This window comes from Sphingobium sp. KKT206 (genome assembly GCF_055640555.1).
The window spans coordinates 3,578,708-3,595,898 of record NZ_CM145764.1; the positions used below are offsets into that span (position 1 = coordinate 3,578,708).

A 17,191-nucleotide genomic window follows, 5' to 3' on the forward strand; every position below is an offset into this window, starting at 1 on the left:
GATCATCCCATGCGCGTCCTTTCCGGCATCCAGCCCACCGGCAATCTGCACCTTGGCAATTATCTCGGCGCGATCCGCAATTGGGTGAAGATGCAGGACGAGATGGATGCGGACTCGCAATGCTTCTTCTTCCTCGCCGACATGCATAGCATCACCGTGCATGAGGCGCGCGACCAGCGTATCCGCAATGTGCGCGACATGGCCGCTGCCCTGGTCGCCGCCGGGATCGACCCGGATCGCTCGGTGCTGTTCAACCAGGCCCGCGTCCCCGCCCATGCCGAACTCTGCTGGTTGCTGAACGGCACCGCGCGCATCGGCTGGCTCAATCGCATGACTCAGTTCAAGGACAAGGCGGGCAAGGACCGCGAAGGCGCGTCGGTTGGCCTGTTCGTCTATCCGGTGCTGCAGGCCGCCGACATCCTCGCCTATAACGCGACCCACGTCCCCGTGGGCGAGGATCAGAAACAGCATCTGGAACTGGCGCGCGACATCGCCGCCAAGTTCAACAGCGATTTCGGGGTCGACCTCTTCACCCTGCCTGACCCGATCATCCCCAAGGAATCGGCGCGCATCATGTCGCTGCGCGATGGCAGCGCAAAAATGTCCAAGTCCGACCCCTCGGACATGAGCCGCATCAACCTGACCGATGACGACGACGCGATCATGGCCAAGGTGAAGAAGGCCAAGAGCGACCAGGAAATGCTGCCCGAAACGGCGGCCGGCCTGGCGGGCCGACCAGAGGCGAGCAACCTCGTCGGCATCCTCGCCACGCTGACCGCGCGCACGCCTGATGCCGTCTGCGCCGAATTTGCGGGGAAGGGCTTCGGCGCGTTCAAGCCGGCGCTAGGCGAAGTGCTGGTCGAAACGCTGCGCCCGATTCGCCAGCGCTTCCTGGAACTGCGCACCGACGACGCCGCGCTCGACGCGATTCTCGACAAGGGCGCGGCCAAGGCGGCGGCGGCGGCCGAACCGACGTTGCGCGCGGCCTATGATGCGATGGGGCTGATGCGCTGACGGGCCTTACGGGTTATGGCCGGGCGTGGCGTCCTTGCGGTGACAGGACATGGTTTGCGCCCGTTCGGTTTTCTCGTGCGTTCAAATGATGTTCAGTTGCGGCTTGCTAGAACAGGCCCCAATGATGCAGATAGATTCATGCCTGATACAGGACGCAGAAAAATGACCCGTTTCAAAAAGTTCGGTCTGTTCGCAGCGCCTGCCCTAGCGCTGGTTGCGCTGTCGGGCTGCGCCACGCCGTTCAAGGCCGATGTCGCCCGTTTCCAGCAGCTCCCGGCCCCCGCGGGCCAGAGCTACACCATCGTCGCCGACAATCCGCAACTCGCGGGCGGCCTCGAATTTGCCCATTATGCCGACATGGTCGGGCAGCGCCTGGCGCAGACCGGCTATGTCCCGGCCAGCGACCCCGCACGCGCCGACCTCATCGTCCGCGTCGCCTATGATGTCGACAATGGCCGCGAAAAGGTCCGCTCGACCGGCTTTGGCGGCGGTTATGGCGGCTTTGGTCCGTGGGGCGGCGGCTTCGGCGGTCGTTGGGGTCGCCCCTGGGGCTATGGCTTCTATGATCCCTGGCTGTTCGGTGGCGGCGGTTTCAACGACGTGTCCAGCTACACCGTCTATACCAGCGACCTCAGCATGAAGATCGACCGCGCGGCCGACAATCGCCGCCTGTTCGAAGGCAAGGCGAGCGCCCAGTCGCTTTCGAACAAGCTGACCTATCTGGTCCCGAACCTGATCGACGCAATGTTCACCAACTTCCCTGGCCAGAATGGCGAGGATGTGAAGATCACCCTGCCGCCGGAAAAGAAGGGCTGACGCAGCACCCTATCGGGTCGGCTCCCAGCCATAGACCCTGATCCTGCCCGGTGCCTCGCAAGAGCGCCGGGCTTGTTTTTGTGCGGCCTACAGAACCTTCAGCCCCAGTTCGCCGAGCAACTGGCTCGCTTGCGCGCGCGAGATCGTCGCGCCGCGAAAGCGGCTGGCGTCGTTCAGCCGCAATCCTCCCAGATCCGCACCGCGCAAGTCCGCGCCATCGAACCGTGCATCGGCCAGATGCGCCTCGCGCAGGCTGCACTCCTCGAACCGGGCATCGCGAAAATCGCATTTGCGCAGGTCCGCCGCGCTGAAATCGACGCGCTGCAGCACCTGCTTGCGAAAGGAAAAGCCGGGCAATTTGGCGTTGATCAGCAGCGTCTCGTCAAAGCGCAGGTCGAACGCCTTGATCTCCGACAGGTCGGCCCCGGTCAGTTTGCACCGTTCGAACACAGCCGCACCCAACCGCGCCCCGCGCCACTGGCTGTTGTTGAGGTCGCAGGCGGCAAAGCGCGCCTCATTCAAATCCGCGCCCACGAAATTCGCGAACGGCCCGCGACAGGATCGCCACACCGTCCCCTCCAACCGCGCCCCGGTCCAATCCACGCGCCGCAACTGGCACGTCTCGAACGTCCAGCCGGGCAGGGCCAGCCCACTCAGGTCCGCCCCCTCCAGATCGCAATCGATAAGGTGCAGCGACGACGCCCCCGCCAGCAACGCCTCGACCTCTGCCCGACCCAGCACCCGGTCGCACACAGTCCGCTCGGCGGGCGTCAATTCTTCCGCTGCGGCACGGTGAAGGTGCCCGACACGCGCCCGCTCGGACTCGTCGTTGATCCCGCCGCGCCGCCCGAAGACCGCCCGTCCACGGTCGATCGCCCGCTATTGAGGTCCATCACCAGCCGCCCGCCGGTCAGCCGATTGCCGCCCTGCGTCAGCGCGACATTGCCCAGCATCGTGATCAGCTTGCTGTTGAGGTCGTAGATGGCGACATTGCCACGCGCCGTCTGGTCGCCCTTGGTCACCACGACATTGCCCGACGCGTCGATCCGGTCGATCTCCACGCCGCTCGTGCCGCTGCCCGGCTGGTTGCGATAGGCCACCGTCATGCGCGCGGCGTTCAGCGTCATGCCCGCCTGCGTCACTTCGACATTGCCAGACACGACGACGCGGTCGGCGCGGTCCTGCACCTCGATCCGGTCGGCGTTGAAATTGACGGGCGCATTGCTGTCGTGATTCTGCATCACCTGCGCCCCCGCGCCAGCGATCATCATCCCGGCGGCACCTACGGCACCGATCGTCAGCAAAAGGAAGGAGCGTGTCATCAGTTGCGCCCTTTGAGACCATTTTGTTCGATACGCAAGTTCGCCCGGCCATTCAACGTCACCGTCCGCGCGCCCAGGTCCGCTTCCAGATGGTCGGCGCTGAACGTGCCGATCGGGATGCGCCCGTCGACCCGGCCCGCGCTCTGCATCCGTCGCGACTTGAGGTCGATGCCGACATCGCGCGTCGTCAGCCTGTATCCGCCCGCCGCCTCGAACTGCACCGGCCCCTCGATGCCGACCCGCTCGCTGTCCATATCATAGCGGCCCTTCTGCGCGCTCAGCACGGCGGGACCATCGGACAGCAGGATGCGCGCCGACATGGCGTTCAAGTCCACGATCGGCTCGCGCGAACTTTTCTGCACGGCAGACCCCGCGCGCAACGAAAAGGGCTGCCCCTTGCTATCCTCGCCGCGATACAGCGCCTCGGTCACCCGCATCCGCTCCTTCGCCACATCGACCTTATTCTTGTCGAGAACGAAACTCACCTTGTCCCCGCCAGTGAAGGGCGCCGTCGCCAGCAGCGCGCTCAGCACGCCGACGGCCACGGGCAGCCAGTTTTTGAGCAGCTTGACCATGCGGTCATGGCTGCCCCCCGGCTGCGCCCATTGGCGGCGCACATCGCGTTGCTGATCGGCCTGGACGGACACGGGGCTTCGACTTCCTTACATATGCGCGAAAATGTCGATCTCTGGCCACCCGGCCAGGTCGAGCGCGGCGCGGTGCGGCAGGAAGTCGAAACAGGCCTGCGCCAATTCCATCCGCCCTTCGCGCACCAGCCTTTTGTCCAGTTCGGCGCGCAACGCATGCAAATAGCGCACGTCGGACGCCGCATAATCCTTCTGCGCATCGCTCAGCACGGGGTTGCCCCAGTCGCTCGATTGCTGCTGCTTGCTGATGTCCTGGCCCAGCAATTCGCGCACCAGTTCTTTCAGCCCATGACGGTCGGTATAGGTGCGGATCAGCCGCGACGCGATCTTGGTGCAATAGACGGGGGCTGCCACCACGCCCAGATAATGCTGGATCGCGGCGATATCGAACCGCCCGAAATGATAGAGTTTGAGCCGCTCCGGGTCGGCCAGCACGGCGCGCAGGCTCGGCGCGGCATAGTCGCTGCCCGGCTTGAACCGCACCAGATGCTCGTCGCCCTGGCCATCGCTTATCTGGACGACGCACAGACGGTCGCGCGGGGTGATCAACCCCATGGTTTCGGTATCGACGGCGATCGGGCCGGGGGCAAGCACGCCAGCGGGCAGATCTTCTTCATGGAAATGGACGGTCATATCCTCCCTCTATGGGTAAAGCGGGGATATCGCAATCGACGCTTTGCGGCGGCGGAAAGAAGGGGAATATTACCCGCAAAGCACAGTGGTTTGCGCAAAAGGAACGGAACGGGACCGCCCCTGTTAAAATCGTTCGCGCTCCCCTGAAAATTTGATATAGTGATTCCCAAACCCGCCTTTGCGGTGGATTTTGCATGTCATTCGCCCGACATGCGTGTCCGAATGGTCTTGGGGCGAAGCGAAAGTGACTAACAGGGCATGAGTTTTGACAGAGGTCGCCGCGGCGGGCGCGGCAAGGACAAGCGCGACGGTTTCGGCGACGACAATTTCTACGATCAGGGTGCCGGTGGCGGCGGCGGTGGTCGCGGCGGTTTTGGCGGCGGCTTCGGCGGCGGCGGTGACCGCTTCGGCGGCGGCGGCGGTTTCGGTGGTGATCGTGGCGGCTTCGGCGGTGGCGCTGGCGGTGGTGACCGCGGCGGCTTCGGCGGCGGCGCACCGCGTGGTGGCGGCTTCGGCGGCGGCGGCGGTGGTTTCGGCGGCGGTGGCGGTCGTGGCGGCATGCCCGCGCAGGTCGTTGGCGAAGGCAAGGGCGTCGTCAAATTCTTCAACGGGCAAAAGGGCTTCGGCTTCATCGTTCGTGACGATGGCGGCGAAGACGTGTTCGTCCACATCAGCGCCGTGGAACAGGCTGGCCTGACCGGCCTCGCCGAAGGGCAGCAGCTCGGCTTCACCCTGGTCGATCGTGGTGGCAAAGTGTCGGCGACCGATCTGGTCATCGACGGCGAACCGCTCCCCGTCACTGATCGCGGCCCGCCGCGCGAACCGCGCGAACCCCGCGCCGGTGGTTTCGGTGCAGCCCCCGGCGGCTTCGGCGGCGGTGCGGAACGTGGTGGCCCTCAGCGTCAGCTGACCGGCGAACGCTCCAGCGGCACTGTCAAATTCTTCAACGCGATGAAGGGCTTCGGCTTCATTCAGCGCGATGATGGCCAGCCCGACGCCTTCGTCCACATCAGCGCCGTCGAACGCGCCGGCATGGCCGCCCTCAACGAAGGCGACCGTCTCGACTTCGAACTGGAAGTAGACCGCCGCGGCAAATACGCCGCCGTCAATCTCCAGACGAAGGCCGACTAAACGGCCTCCTGACTGTCCCTGTTATGGGGAGAGGATAGAAAAAGGGTCGCCCCAAGGGGCGGCCCTTTTTTGTTGGCGTTCGCTGCCGGGGCTTCGTGATGAAACGGGCTGCCTCGCTTGCCACGACAAGATCGCCCTCTCGCCAAGCCGCTCTTTTGGAAATCGCAATTGCCACGTCTCCTTATCATTGGCATGGTAGCGATAACACTGACTAGGAGAGGCCAATGTCTGAGGCAATCAAGCCCGTAACGCGTAGAAGCTTGCTTAACAGCGTGGCTGGTATCGGTGTGATGCTGGCCAGTCCATTTGCCGCTGTGATGCCGACTGCCCTCGCAGCCACGACAGGCGATGGCCGCGCCTTTCATTTGATCGATAACACAATTCCGGCGACGATCCTCGTAGATGCGAAAGCAGATTCAGCCGTACTACGTGCTGCTGACAGCTTTGCCGGAGATCTCTATCGGGTCAGCGGCCGACAGCCTGTCCGCGCGGCCAATGTGGATAGGGTAAGCGGGCCGCTCGTTGTGATCGGGGTTCTGAACCAATGCCCCATCATTGATCAGTTAGTGGCTTCAGGCAAAATCGACGCCTCCGATCTGTCGGGGGAATGGGAAGCATTCCGCCAGATCGTCGTCGATCGGCCATTCGTTGGCGTATCGCAGGCGCTGATCATTGTCGGTGCTGACCGGCGAGGGGCAGTATTTGGCACCTATGACCTGTCCGAACGGATGGGTGTGTCGCCCTGGCATTGGTTCGCCGACGTCCCTGTTGCGCAGCGCAGGACGGTGCTGATTCCGGCAGGATCGCGACGCGACCAGCCCAAGGTTCGCTATCGGGGCTTCTTTATCAATGATGAGGACCCCAATTTCAGTGGGTGGGCCGTCAAAAAATTCGGTGGCATCAACGCTGCTATGTACGCGCATGTCTTTGAACTGTTGCTGCGGATGAAGGGTAATTATTTGTGGCCTGCCATGTGGTCGCCGAAGGCCTTTGCTGCGGACGATCCTGACAATATGATCTTGGCAGACGCAATGGGTGTGGTGATGGGCAGTTCGCATCATGAAGTGATGATGCGTGCGCAGGACGAGTGGCATCGGAACACGGAAAAAGGCGTGACCGGCGGCGCATGGAACTATGCCGACAATGCGCAGAATCTGCGGACCTTCTGGCGCGGCGGCATAGAACGTATGGTGTCAAAGGGGCGCGGCCAAAGCTATGAATCCGTTGTTACGATCGGAATGCGCGGTGATGGGGATGAAGCAATGGCGGAAGGCACCGCCACCGGCCTACTGGAACGCATCGTGACCGATCAGCGCGCCATCATCGCGCAAGTGACCGGAAAACCGGCGCAGGAAACGCCGCAAGTTTGGGCGCTCTACAAGGAGGTGCAGGATTATTACGATCACGGCATGAAAGTGCCCGACGATGTTACGCTGCTTTTTGCAGACGATAATTGGGGGCAAATTCGTCGCCTGCCTGCGCTTGGCTCACCTCAACGTAGTGGTGGAGCGGGTGTCTATTATCATTTCGACTATGTCGGGGTGCCGCGCAATTATAAGTGGCTGAACACCAACCAGATTGAAAAAATCTGGCAGCAAATGAATCTTGCCTATGAACGCGGCGCGCGGGCCATGTGGATTGCCAATGTCGGCGACATCAAACCGATGGAATATCCCTTGGGTTTTTTTCTTGCCATGGCTTGGAATCCCGATGCGATGACGCCTGCAATGCTTGCGGCTTACCCCGCGCATTGGGCGGCGGCCACGTTCGGCGATGATCACGCATCCGCAATCGGCGGGTTGGTCACCCGCTACAGCCAATATGCTGCCCGTCGGAAGCCAGAGTTGATTGATCAGGATAGCTTCTCGATCGGTGCCATTTTGCCCGAAGGACTGGACGGTGGCGAATTCGGGGCGATGGTGGCGGAATGGGATGCACTGGAATCACAGATGCTTGACGCGCGGGGCAAACTCCCGCCCAATCAATATGATGCCTATTATCAACTGGTTGAGTTCCCGATTTCGGCCGTCGCAAACCTCTATCGGCTCTATTATGCGACGGCCTGGAATCGCAAACTGGCGTCGCGCAACGACGCCCGTGCCAATATTTTTGCTGATCAGGTCGAAGCCGCCTTTGCGCGCGATGCAGCGCTGACCCGCCAATATCATGCTATCAATGGCGGCAAGTGGGACGGTATGATGACGCAGGTTCACATGAGCTATGTCATCTGGAATGACCCGACTCAGCAGACGATGCCCAGCATTACCCGTGTTGCTGGCGATACCCCCACCGACAAGCGCGGCAGCGGCGTTCACTTCATCAAGCGCGCTGCTGGACCAAAGGGCGTGATCGCAATCGAAGCGCCTGCGTTCGCTCGTTCCTATGATAGGAAAGGGCTAGGCTGGGCCACGATCCCGCATCTTGGCCGAACCGACGGCGCCGTTCTGGCGCTTCCTCAGGGTCGGCCTGCGACCGCCGCGAACGATGGTGTCCGACTGGAATATGACGTGCAGGTCACCGAGGCAGGTCCGGCATCCCTGACACTGATACTGGCCCCGACCCTCGATACCAGTGGGAGCGGCGGTGTGCGTATCGGTGTGTCGCTGGACGATGGGCCGGTACAAACGCTGGTGGCCGCCTTGGAAGCGACAGGCGGCGCGCAGGATACGCCCGGCAAGCAGCGATGGGCCAAAGCAGTCTGTGACAATGAAGTCCGGCTTTCGGCTGACATGGGACAATTGGCACCCGGCAAGCACGTCATCAAGGTCTGGCGTCTAGACGATAATGCGGTGTTGCAGAAACTCATTCTCGCCACCGTCGCTGTACCGGATTCCTATCTTGGCCCGGTTCCCGTTTAGCGGGGGAGGGGTGTTCCCGGTGGCGCGGCCTTAGGCCTCAAACCCGCCGAAACGGAAACGGCGCGACCGTTCGCTCATAACTGTGTAAATCCAGCGCCCGCGTCACCGGCGGCAAGGCCCGGTCCGCGCAGGCGCGCCGTTCGCACAGCGGGCAGGTCGGCCCCACTTCCGTCGCGCCGTCCTTGTCCAGGTCGATCCTGTCGGCATGGACGATCCGCCCCCCATGTTTCGCCTCGCACCCGATCGCGATCACCGATCGGCCGCGCGCGCCCGGTGCGCCCGCTATCCCCATCGCCAGCGTGACGAAGCGCCGCCCGTCCAGCGTCTCGATCAACTGGCACGCCACCGCGTCGCTCGACGCCGCGTCATAGGCGTCCCAGCGCGGACACGCCCCGCCATAGCGGGCAAAGGGCCAGGCCTCGCCATCGAACCGCTTGGACACCAGCCCCGCCCGGTCCATCTTGACCATGAAGAAGGGGATGCCCCGCGCCCCCGTGCGCCCCAGGCTGGTCAGCCGATGTGCCAGCTGTTCGGTCGACACCCCGAACCGGTCGCGCAGCAGGGCCAAGTCATGGCGGCTCTGCTCGCACGCCTGACGGAACCGGTCATAGGGCATGATCAGCGCCGCGGCGGCATAGTTGGTCAGCGCCATGGTGGCGATGCGGCGGCTATCCTCATCGGGCGGCGCGGCGCGCGCCACCTGCGCCGCGATCGCCTCGGCCAGTTCCTGCGCGCACAGATGATAGGCGATGGCGAACAGCCGCCCGGACGCGGGCAGCCGCTCGTTCAGCATCAAGCGCCGCCGGTGCATGTCATAATGGCGCAGCGTCCCCGCCAGCACATCGGCGCGCACCACCTGCACCGCCATGCCATGCCGGTCCTTCAACCGCGCGCGCAATTCCGCCTGCAACAGCGCTGGATCGTCGCTCATCGTCGCGGCCAGGCTCTCCGCCCCCGCATCGATCTCCGCAAAATGATTGCCCGCCCGCGCGATCATCTCGCGCAACCAGTCCACCGGCGCAACCAGCGGCGCCGGGCCGCGCGCCCCCGCGACCGCCTCGCCCGGCAAGCGCCGCAAATCGGTCAGCGCGCGATAGAATCGCGCCAAGGCTTCGGACACACCCGGATAATTTTCCGCGACCTCTAACACCTCGTCGCGCGCGATCCCAATGTCCCGCACCAGCGCATCGGACAAAATTTCACTGAGTTCGCCGGGACCACCCTCGGCCGGAGTCGCGGTAAAGTCCCGAATGTCGATGTCATAGGTATTGGCCAGCCGCAGCAGCATCTGCGCCGTCAAAGGCCGCTGGTTGCGCTCCAAATGGTTGAGATAGCTGGGAGAAACCCCCAATTCCTCGGCCATGCGCGTCTGGTTGAGGCCCAGCTCGCGGCGCAAAACGCGCAATTTGGGGCCAAGATAAAGTTTGCGATCGGTCAGTTCTGCCATATGGACATACTGTCATAGAATGACAATTATACCAAATCTAATCATGACACGCGGCCACTAACCGTCCTTCAAACGCGCAACCCTTGTCCGTATCGCTGTACGCAAGCCGATGAACGGCGCATCTGAAAGGACAAGGACATGACCACCGACACCACCGGCCATCCCCAGCCCGCCCGTCCGCGCGCGGTCTTCTCGCCCGAAGATTTCGGCCTGATCCGCACCGCCATCGCCCATTATCTGCGCGAGGTTCAGGACCAGCCCGAATCGGTCAAATATGCCAATCTCTACCACCGGCTTGGTCGGGTCGCCTGACGCCCGGCCGTCCAGGGGCGCAGGTTGACCCCACCTGTGCCCCTGGATACCCGCCTTACAGCGAAAAGCGCGCCGTCACCCGAATGTCGCGTCCGGCGAGCGGCGCGAAATCCTTGAGCACGCTGGCATGCCGCCGCGCCTCGACATCGAAGATATTGTTGGCCGACAGCATCAACGTCGTCCGGTCATTCCCCGCGAACGGCTTGAACGCCAGCGACGCATTGACCAGCGTATAGGCGTCGGTAGGCGTCTCATAATCGGCGATCCGTTCCTGCGCGAAAGCATGTTCGATCTCCGCCCGCGCCGACAGTCGGTCGCCACGCGCTTCCACCCCGCCCAGCAGCCGCAGCGGCGGAATGCGCGGCGCCGGGCCATTGCCCTTAATATGCGCGCGCACATAATCGGCCACGCCATCGACATTGATCGCATAGCCGCCGACCTGCGCCAGCTTGACCGACGCCTCTGCCTCAAACCCATAATAGCGCGCATCCGCCTGGGCATAGGCGAAACAGGGAAATTCCAGTTCCGCCCCGCCATTGGCCGCCTGGCACACGCTGTCATCGACGATCGCGTCATAGATATAGCCGTCGAACCAGTTGTGGAACGCGGCCAGGCTGATGCTGTAGCCTTCGCCCCCGCCGCGTAGCGTGCCTTCCACGCCCCAGCTGCGTTCCTTGCCGAAATCGGGATTGCCGAGTTCAAATGCCTGCGTCCCGGCATGATTGCCGCGCGCGAACAATTCCTCCGCCGACGGTGCCCGTTCGCTCCGCGACAGGTTCAGGCCTGCGCGCCAGCCGGGCATGATCGCCTGGCTGATGCCGAGCGATCCCGACAGCGCGTTGAAACTGCGCGTCCGCCCATCGACGAACAGATCGGCATCGGGATCGGCCTTCAGGTCGGTATGTTCATAGCGCGCACCCGCCTCCAGTCGCGTGTCGCCCAGATCGAGCGACTGGAGCGTGAAGACGCCGAGCTGGTTGGTCTCATTCTTGGGCAGGAACTTCTCTTCGCCATCTGCCTGGAACCGGCGGGTGAAGAATTGCGCGCCGAACGCCCCGTCCCAACCGCCGCGCTTGGCCTGGATGAATTCCAGGCGGCTTTCCATCGACTGATTCTTGAACGTCGTTCCGACTTCGCCCGTCGGCTCGATTTCCTGATGCTGATAATCCGCCCAGCCCGCGCGCAGGCGGATGCTGTCGAGGAACCCGCCCCCCGTCGCCACTTCCCCGCGCAGGTCGGCGCGGGTCTGGCGCATGGACAAGGTCACATCCTCATGGCTGTGGCCTTCTTCCTCTTCATGGCCATGCTCTTCGCCCTCATGGTCGTGATCATGCTCCTCCGTCACGTCGATACGCGACGGCACGCCATAGCGGTTCTCGGTGTGCGACACCGATACGCCCAGATTGCCGCCATCGCCGATATAGGCAAAGCCGCCCGCTACTTCCCAAGTCTCCGCCGCCGTATTGGGCAGCTTGCCCTTCCACATCCCGTCTTCGCGGATTTCGGCGTCGTCCGACTGCGCCGCCAGCGCGCGCTGCGGCTTGGACAGGATATAGCCGCCAGTGCGCAAGTCGTCGCTCTTGCTCCAGCTACCATCGAGATGGACGACGAAATTCTCGGCCAGTGGTGCTTCGATCTCGCCGCTCACCGTCCGCTCATTCGCCGCGCTGCCATAGGTCGCCAGGCCTTCGACATGCACCGGTTCGTCCGGCACGCGGCGGGGGATGCGGCTGTCGATCACATTGACCACGCCGCCGATCGCCGACGATCCGTAGAGCAGAGCGGCAGGGCCGCGCAGTATCTCGATCCGGTCGGCGGTCAGCGGGTTGATCGCCACCGCATGATCGACCGATGTATTCGACACGTCGAAACTGCCGATCCCATCGGTCAGGATGCGCACCCGCTCTCCCTGAAAGCCGCGCAGGATCGGGCGGGACGCATTGGGACCGAAGGAGGTCGCCGACACGCCCGGCTGCCGCGCCAGCGTTTCGCCGATGGTGGTGCGCAATTGCTGGGTCAGCTTGTCGCCGGTCAGGACGGTGGTGCCGGACAAGATGTCACCCTGCCGACGCGGGATCAGCGCGGTGACGACAATGTCGGCGCGATTGTCATGATAGGCCTGGTCCGGCGCTTGCGGGTCAGGCGCCTGCGCAAAAGCCGCGGGCGCGACACACAGGGCGGACAGGGCGCAACCAGCACGCAAAGAAAAGAGGCGGGACATCAACGATGGTCATCCTTGGCAACGGGAAGAATGAGACTCTGTAACCAATATGATATGGTATATCAATATCGGCTCGTCGCTTTTCCGTTGCAGCGCAGCATTCGCGCCACGATCTCCGGCAATTTACAGGAACAGAAAGTCCGCCAGCGCCTCGACCGCCGGAGTTTCCGCGGCATCGGGCCGCACCGCCTGGCGAATCTCGACTGCGGGCAGGGGCATGTCGAGCGCGATCCGCTTGATGCCCTCCATCCGGCCCAAGTCACGCGCCAGCGGACCGAAAGCCGCGAACAGGCCTACATCATCCCGCAAGGCCGTCATGATCGCTGCCATATTGTCGCTTTCCAACGCCAGCGGTCCCGACCGGACCTTGCCCTTGGCCAGCGCCGCCTCGATCACCGCGCGCATGGCGTTATCGCGCTCCATCGCCAGCATCGGCGCTGCGGCCAGATCGGCGCGCGATACGCTCTGCGACCGCGCAAATGGATGATCCGCCCCGGCATAGATATTGACCGGCTCCGACCAGCCATAGCGCGACGGAAAATCTTCCGGCGCTTCCAGAGCATAGAAATAGGCAATGTCGGCGCGCCCCCGCTTGAGCGCGGCGTCCGCCTCCGCGGCCGACTGGACATGCAGGTCGAGCGCGATCGCAATATCCTCGTTCGCCGCCTCGAACGCCGCCAAGGCATCCTGCAAATGGCCGAACACCGGCGCGGGCGCGGCCAGCATGATGGTGCGGCGCGGCGGCTCGGCGGCAATAGGGGCAGGGGGCGGCATCGGGGCAGCGGCCACGGCAGCGGGAGCCGGGCGGTCCCAATCATCCGCCTTATCCTGCGACAGCAACGTCATCGCCTTGGCCGTCTTGCGTCCGGCCGGGGTCAACCGCGCCGCGCCCTCCAGATCCTCGAACAAGCGATAGCCCAGCCGCATTTCCAACGATGCCAGGTCGCGCGCAATCTCTTCGGCCGACAGCCCCATGTCATTGGCACAACGCGTCAAATTCCCCGCCGCCACCATCTGCGCAAAAAGATCCAACTGGCGCAGGGATGGTGTGTCCATCCCCGCCTGATAGAGGAAATGCCAGGCCGGTGTAAGCGCGATCTTGACGAAGCCCGCCCAATGATGGCAGGGCGCTCTCCTGCTGGGCGGGTATAGCTCAATGGTAGAGCACTAGCCTTCCAAGCTTGTGATGCGGGTTCGATCCCCGCTACCCGCTCCAGCGTTTTCCCAGAGAAATCAGCCCGGCTTCGGCCCTGAACTTGCCCGTTCCATCAGCGTGAACAGAAATTCCGGCGCATCCTCCGGGCCGTTGGCGAGCGCGTCGATGACGGCGCGGCCCATATCCTCCAGCGGTTGGCGCACGGTCGTCAGCGGTGGCCAGGATGTCAGGCTGGCCGGGGTATCGTCGAAGCCGACCACCGAAAGATCTTCCGGCACCCGCAAACCGATCTGATGCGCCAGCGTCAGCACGCCCAGCGCCATATCGTCATTGGTGGCGAAGATCGCGCTTGGCGGCTCAGGCAGGGCCAGCAAGGCCTCGCCCGCCGCGATGCCTGATCCAAAAGTAAAGCCTCCGTCGACGAACAAACTCTCGTCGACGGGCACCGCCGCTGCGGTCAGCCCGTCGCGAAACCCTTCGACCCGGCGCAAGGCCGACCGGTGCGTGGCAGGCGGCGTGATGATGCCGATCCGGCGATGGCCATGGGCGATCAGATGGTCCGCGACCATGCGCCCGGCGGCGCGTTCGGGCGTGTGGATATTGAAGCCCGCTCCGACCACCGACCCAGCGATCCGCGCGCAGGGCAGGCGCAGCTCGGCGAGGCGGGCAAGCATCGCTGCATCATCGGACAGGGGCGGCACCAGCAAGACGCCATCGGGGCGCAAGGCCGCCACCAGTCGGTCGAGCACATCGAACCGCTCCTCGCCGCCCGGCGAAATGGGTTCCACGACCAGATGATAACCCAATTCGCGGCAACGCGCGGCGGCCCCCGACTGGATGCCGCTGATGTAACCGGGCGCGGGATTGCTGTAGAGATAGGCGATCATGAACGACCGCCCGCCCGCCAGCCGCCGCGCCGACTGGTTGGGCCGATAGCCCAGTTCGCGCACCGCCGCCTGCACCCGTTCGCGCAATTCGGCACTGACATTGGGGGCATCGTTGACGACGCGCGACACTGTCTTGATCGAAACTTGGGCGAGGGCGGCGACGTCGTGGATGCTGGTCATGGATATCTGGCTCGAAACAACGGAAACACCGCTCATGCGGGGGGAAGGCGGCGCTTGGCAAGGCGCGATCATGCGCCCTATGCTGCCCATCGCCAACATAGGGATGGGCAGTGATGGGTGACGTGATCAATCTGCGCCAGGCGCGCAAGGCCAAGGCGCGGGACGACAAAGCGCAGCAGGCCGAGGCCAACCGCGCGAAATTCGGCCGTACCAAGGCGCAGCGACAGGCGGACGACGCCCAGCGCGCGAAGCAGGAGGCGGCGGTCGACGCGGCCTATCGGGAAGATCGCACCCCCGAATAGACCAAGATGGCCTGACCCTGTTCCGGTTGCGCTTTTGCCCCTTGCCTGATACCGGCGCGCGCATCATCCGCGCCATTCCCGAACAGAAGAGTCGCCCACCATGTCTGACAAGATCAACCGCATCGTCCTCGCCTTTTCCGGTGGCCTCGACACCAGCGTGATCCTGAAATGGCTGCAACAGACCTATCAGTGCGAAGTGGTGACCTTCACCGCCGACCTGGGGCAGGGCGAGGAACTGGAGCCGGCCCGTGCCAAGGCGCGCCTGATGGGCGTCAAGGAAGAACATATCTTCATCGACGACCTGCGCGAAGAATTTGTGGCGGACTATGTCTTCCCGATGATGCGCTCCAACGCGCTCTATGAAGGCCTCTATCTGCTCGGCACGTCGATCGCGCGGCCGCTGATCGCCAAGCGCCAGATCGAAATCGCCAGACAAGTCGGCGCGGACGCGGTGTCGCATGGCGCGACGGGCAAGGGCAACGACCAGGTCCGCTTTGAACTCGGCTATTACGCCCTCTCGCCCGACATCAAGGTCATCGCGCCGTGGCGCGAATGGGATTTGACCAGCCGCACCAAACTGATCGAATTCGCCGAAAAGAACCAGATACCGATCGCCAAGGACAAACGCGGCGAAAGCCCCTTTTCGACCGACGCGAACATGCTGCACACCTCGTCCGAGGGCAAGGTGCTGGAAGACCCATGGGATGAAGTCCCCGACTATGTCTATTCGCGCACGGTGAACCCGGAGGACGCGCCCGACGCGCCCGAATATATGACCATCGATTTCGAGCGTGGCGATGGCGTCGCGATCAACGGCGTCGCCATGAGCCCCGCGACCTTGCTTGAAACGCTGAACGATTATGGCCGCAAGCATGGCATCGGCCGCCTCGATCTTGTCGAAAACCGCTTCGTCGGCATGAAATCGCGCGGCATGTATGAAACGCCAGGCGGCACCATCTATCACCTGGCGCATCGCGGCATCGAGCAGGTGACGCTGGATCGCGGCGCGGCGCATCTGAAGGACGAACTCGCCCCGCGCTATGCCGAACTGATCTACAACGGCTTCTGGTTCAGCCCGGAGCGTGAGATGCTGCAGGCCGCGATCGACCATAGCCAGGAAAAGGTCACCGGCACGGTCCGCCTCAAGCTCTACAAGGGCGGCGTCTATATCGTCGGCCGCAAGTCGCCGCACTCGCTCTACAGCGAAAAGGTCGTGACGTTCGAGGACGATGCCGGTGCCTATGACCAGCGCGACGCGGCGGGCTTCATCAAGCTGAACGCCCTGCGCCTGCGCCTGCTGGGACGACGCGACCAGTAAAGCAGGATTCATCCAACCTCGTCATTCCCGCGAAGGCGGGAATCCATCTCCGGCGCTATCCCACGATGCGAGGTAGGGAGGTGGATCTCCGCCTTCGCGGAGATGACGACCGGGGAAAATCTCTATCATCCCTGTTACACGTTGCGACAAAGTCATGCGTGCTGTGACATAGTTGCGGGACAAATTGGGCCGATAAGCATCTTCAAGGACGGCGAAACGTCGTTCCGCATAGATGCTTTGGAAGGAACAGGACATGATCCGCAAGTTTTTTGGAACCGTCGCGCTCGGCTCGCTCTTTGTCGGCGGCCTCGCCGCGTCGCACGTAGCTTTCGCCCAGCCGGGCGATGGTCCCGGTCGTGGTGGCCGTGGTGGCGGCATGATGATGATGGCCGACACCAACAAGGATGGCACGATCACGAAGGCGGAACTGACCGCCGGGCTGGAAGCGCGCTTCGCCAAGATGGACATCGACAAGGACGGCAAGCTGACCCAGGCCGATCGCGATGCGATGCGCACCCAGCGCCTCGACATGCGCTTTGCCAAGCTGGACACCGACAAGAATGGCCAGATCAGCAAGGCCGAAATGGCCGCCGCGCAGGAGGCCAAGGCTGACAAGCGAGCAGACAAACGCGCCGAAGCGGGCAAGCCCGGCGGGCCGGAGGGCCGCCATTGGGGCGGTCGCCATCATGGTGGCCCCGGCAAGGGCGGCAAGATGATGGGCGGTCGCGGCGACGCCAACAAGGATGGCACCGTGACCAAGGCCGAATTCATGGCCGGACCGATGGCCATGTTCGACAAGGCCGACGCCAATAAGGATGGCCAGGTGACCGCCGACGAAATCAAGGCCGCGCGTCAGGCGATGCGTAGCGCCTGGAAGGACCGCAAGGCCGCCGCTCCGTCCGCCAACTGATCGAACACCCCCCGTTCACGGGTCCAGGCCCGGCATT

The 17,191-nt window shown here is 63.6% G+C and carries 16 protein-coding genes and 1 tRNA gene; 9 read left to right on the forward strand and 8 right to left on the reverse strand.

Features of this window, described 5'->3' with window-relative positions:
- Window positions 1-9: 9 nt before the first annotated feature.
- Both trpS and ACZ2HM_RS17350 read left to right on the forward strand, forming a co-directional pair.
- Window positions 10-1,014, forward strand: a complete 1,005-nt coding sequence (gene trpS / locus ACZ2HM_RS17345) for a tryptophan--tRNA ligase (protein ID WP_037473558.1) — start codon at window positions 10-12, stop codon at window positions 1,012-1,014.
- 162 nt (window positions 1,015-1,176) lie between these two features.
- A complete protein-coding gene (locus ACZ2HM_RS17350) occupies window positions 1,177-1,830 on the forward strand; it encodes a DUF4136 domain-containing protein (RefSeq protein WP_069065257.1) in 654 nt (217 codons plus the stop codon).
- An 87-nt stretch (window positions 1,831-1,917) separates the two neighbouring features.
- Here ACZ2HM_RS17350 and ACZ2HM_RS17355 read toward each other — a convergent pair whose 3' ends face one another.
- Genes ACZ2HM_RS17355 through ACZ2HM_RS17370 form a run of 4 tightly spaced genes read right to left on the reverse strand, consistent with a single transcriptional unit; the run spans window position 1,918 to window position 4,432 of the window.
- Window positions 1,918-2,604 (reverse strand): pentapeptide repeat-containing protein, encoded by a 687-nt coding sequence (locus tag ACZ2HM_RS17355; protein WP_470425816.1) that lies wholly within the window; start codon window positions 2,602-2,604, stop codon window positions 1,918-1,920.
- Window positions 2,601-3,152, reverse strand: a complete 552-nt coding sequence (locus ACZ2HM_RS17360; protein WP_037473563.1) for an LptA/OstA family protein — start codon at window positions 3,150-3,152, stop codon at window positions 2,601-2,603. Before ACZ2HM_RS17360 ends, ACZ2HM_RS17355 begins: the two co-directional genes overlap by 4 nt.
- Window positions 3,152-3,799, reverse strand: coding sequence for a hypothetical protein (locus ACZ2HM_RS17365; protein WP_037473564.1), 648 nt, complete (start codon window positions 3,797-3,799; stop codon window positions 3,152-3,154). The genes ACZ2HM_RS17360 and ACZ2HM_RS17365 overlap by 1 nt, the downstream gene beginning before the upstream one ends.
- A 15-nt stretch (window positions 3,800-3,814) precedes the next feature.
- Complete coding sequence (locus ACZ2HM_RS17370) at window positions 3,815-4,432, reverse strand: ribonuclease D (RefSeq protein WP_313922435.1); 618 nt, start codon at window positions 4,430-4,432, stop codon at window positions 3,815-3,817.
- A 258-nt stretch (window positions 4,433-4,690) separates the two neighbouring features.
- On the opposite strand from ACZ2HM_RS17370, the gene ACZ2HM_RS17375 reads away from it, so the two are divergent.
- Window positions 4,691-5,563: a cold-shock protein gene (locus ACZ2HM_RS17375; RefSeq protein WP_037473567.1), complete on the forward strand. Its 873-nt coding sequence runs from the start codon at window positions 4,691-4,693 to the stop codon at window positions 5,561-5,563.
- Between the two features lie 224 nt (window positions 5,564-5,787).
- Window positions 5,788-8,421: a glycosyl hydrolase 115 family protein gene (locus ACZ2HM_RS17380; RefSeq protein WP_470425817.1), complete on the forward strand. Its 2,634-nt coding sequence runs from the start codon at window positions 5,788-5,790 to the stop codon at window positions 8,419-8,421.
- A 37-nt stretch (window positions 8,422-8,458) separates the two neighbouring features.
- Here ACZ2HM_RS17380 and ACZ2HM_RS17385 read toward each other — a convergent pair whose 3' ends face one another.
- Window positions 8,459-9,868: a helix-turn-helix domain-containing protein gene (locus ACZ2HM_RS17385; protein ID WP_037473571.1), complete on the reverse strand. Its 1,410-nt coding sequence runs from the start codon at window positions 9,866-9,868 to the stop codon at window positions 8,459-8,461.
- A 138-nt stretch (window positions 9,869-10,006) separates the two neighbouring features.
- Between ACZ2HM_RS17385 and ACZ2HM_RS17390 the strand changes: the two genes are divergently transcribed.
- A complete protein-coding gene (locus ACZ2HM_RS17390) occupies window positions 10,007-10,180 on the forward strand; it encodes a hypothetical protein (protein WP_193378815.1) in 174 nt (57 codons plus the stop codon).
- 55 nt (window positions 10,181-10,235) lie between these two features.
- On the opposite strand, the gene ACZ2HM_RS17395 is transcribed toward ACZ2HM_RS17390, so the two are convergent.
- Window positions 10,236-12,401 carry a TonB-dependent receptor gene (locus tag ACZ2HM_RS17395; protein WP_470425818.1) on the reverse strand — a complete coding sequence of 722 codons (2,166 nt, stop codon included), beginning with the start codon at window positions 12,399-12,401 and terminating at the stop codon, window positions 10,236-10,238.
- Between the two features lie 123 nt (window positions 12,402-12,524).
- Window positions 12,525-13,457, reverse strand: a complete 933-nt coding sequence (locus ACZ2HM_RS17400) for a LysR family transcriptional regulator (protein WP_470425819.1) — start codon at window positions 13,455-13,457, stop codon at window positions 12,525-12,527.
- An 86-nt stretch (window positions 13,458-13,543) separates the two neighbouring features.
- On the opposite strand from ACZ2HM_RS17400, the gene ACZ2HM_RS17405 reads away from it, so the two are divergent.
- Window positions 13,544-13,617: transfer RNA gene (locus ACZ2HM_RS17405), tRNA-Gly, on the forward strand.
- 17 nt (window positions 13,618-13,634) lie between these two features.
- Here the strand turns inward: ACZ2HM_RS17405 and ACZ2HM_RS17410 are convergent.
- Window positions 13,635-14,624, reverse strand: a complete 990-nt coding sequence (locus tag ACZ2HM_RS17410; RefSeq protein WP_470425820.1) for a LacI family DNA-binding transcriptional regulator — start codon at window positions 14,622-14,624, stop codon at window positions 13,635-13,637.
- A 113-nt stretch (window positions 14,625-14,737) separates the two neighbouring features.
- Between ACZ2HM_RS17410 and ACZ2HM_RS17415 the strand changes: the two genes are divergently transcribed.
- The 3 genes from ACZ2HM_RS17415 (at window position 14,738) to ACZ2HM_RS17425 (ending at window position 17,154) form a co-directional block, all read left to right on the forward strand.
- Window positions 14,738-14,926, forward strand: coding sequence for a DUF4169 family protein (locus tag ACZ2HM_RS17415; RefSeq protein ID WP_470425821.1), 189 nt, complete (start codon window positions 14,738-14,740; stop codon window positions 14,924-14,926).
- 100 nt (window positions 14,927-15,026) lie between these two features.
- Window positions 15,027-16,244 carry an argininosuccinate synthase gene (locus tag ACZ2HM_RS17420; protein ID WP_470425822.1) on the forward strand — a complete coding sequence of 406 codons (1,218 nt, stop codon included), beginning with the start codon at window positions 15,027-15,029 and terminating at the stop codon, window positions 16,242-16,244.
- A gap of 253 nt (window positions 16,245-16,497) precedes the next feature.
- The gene (locus ACZ2HM_RS17425; protein WP_037478826.1) at window positions 16,498-17,154 is read left to right on the forward strand and encodes an EF-hand domain-containing protein; all 657 of its coding nucleotides are present in this window, start codon (window positions 16,498-16,500) and stop codon (window positions 17,152-17,154) included.
- Window positions 17,155-17,191: the final 37 nt, after the last annotated feature.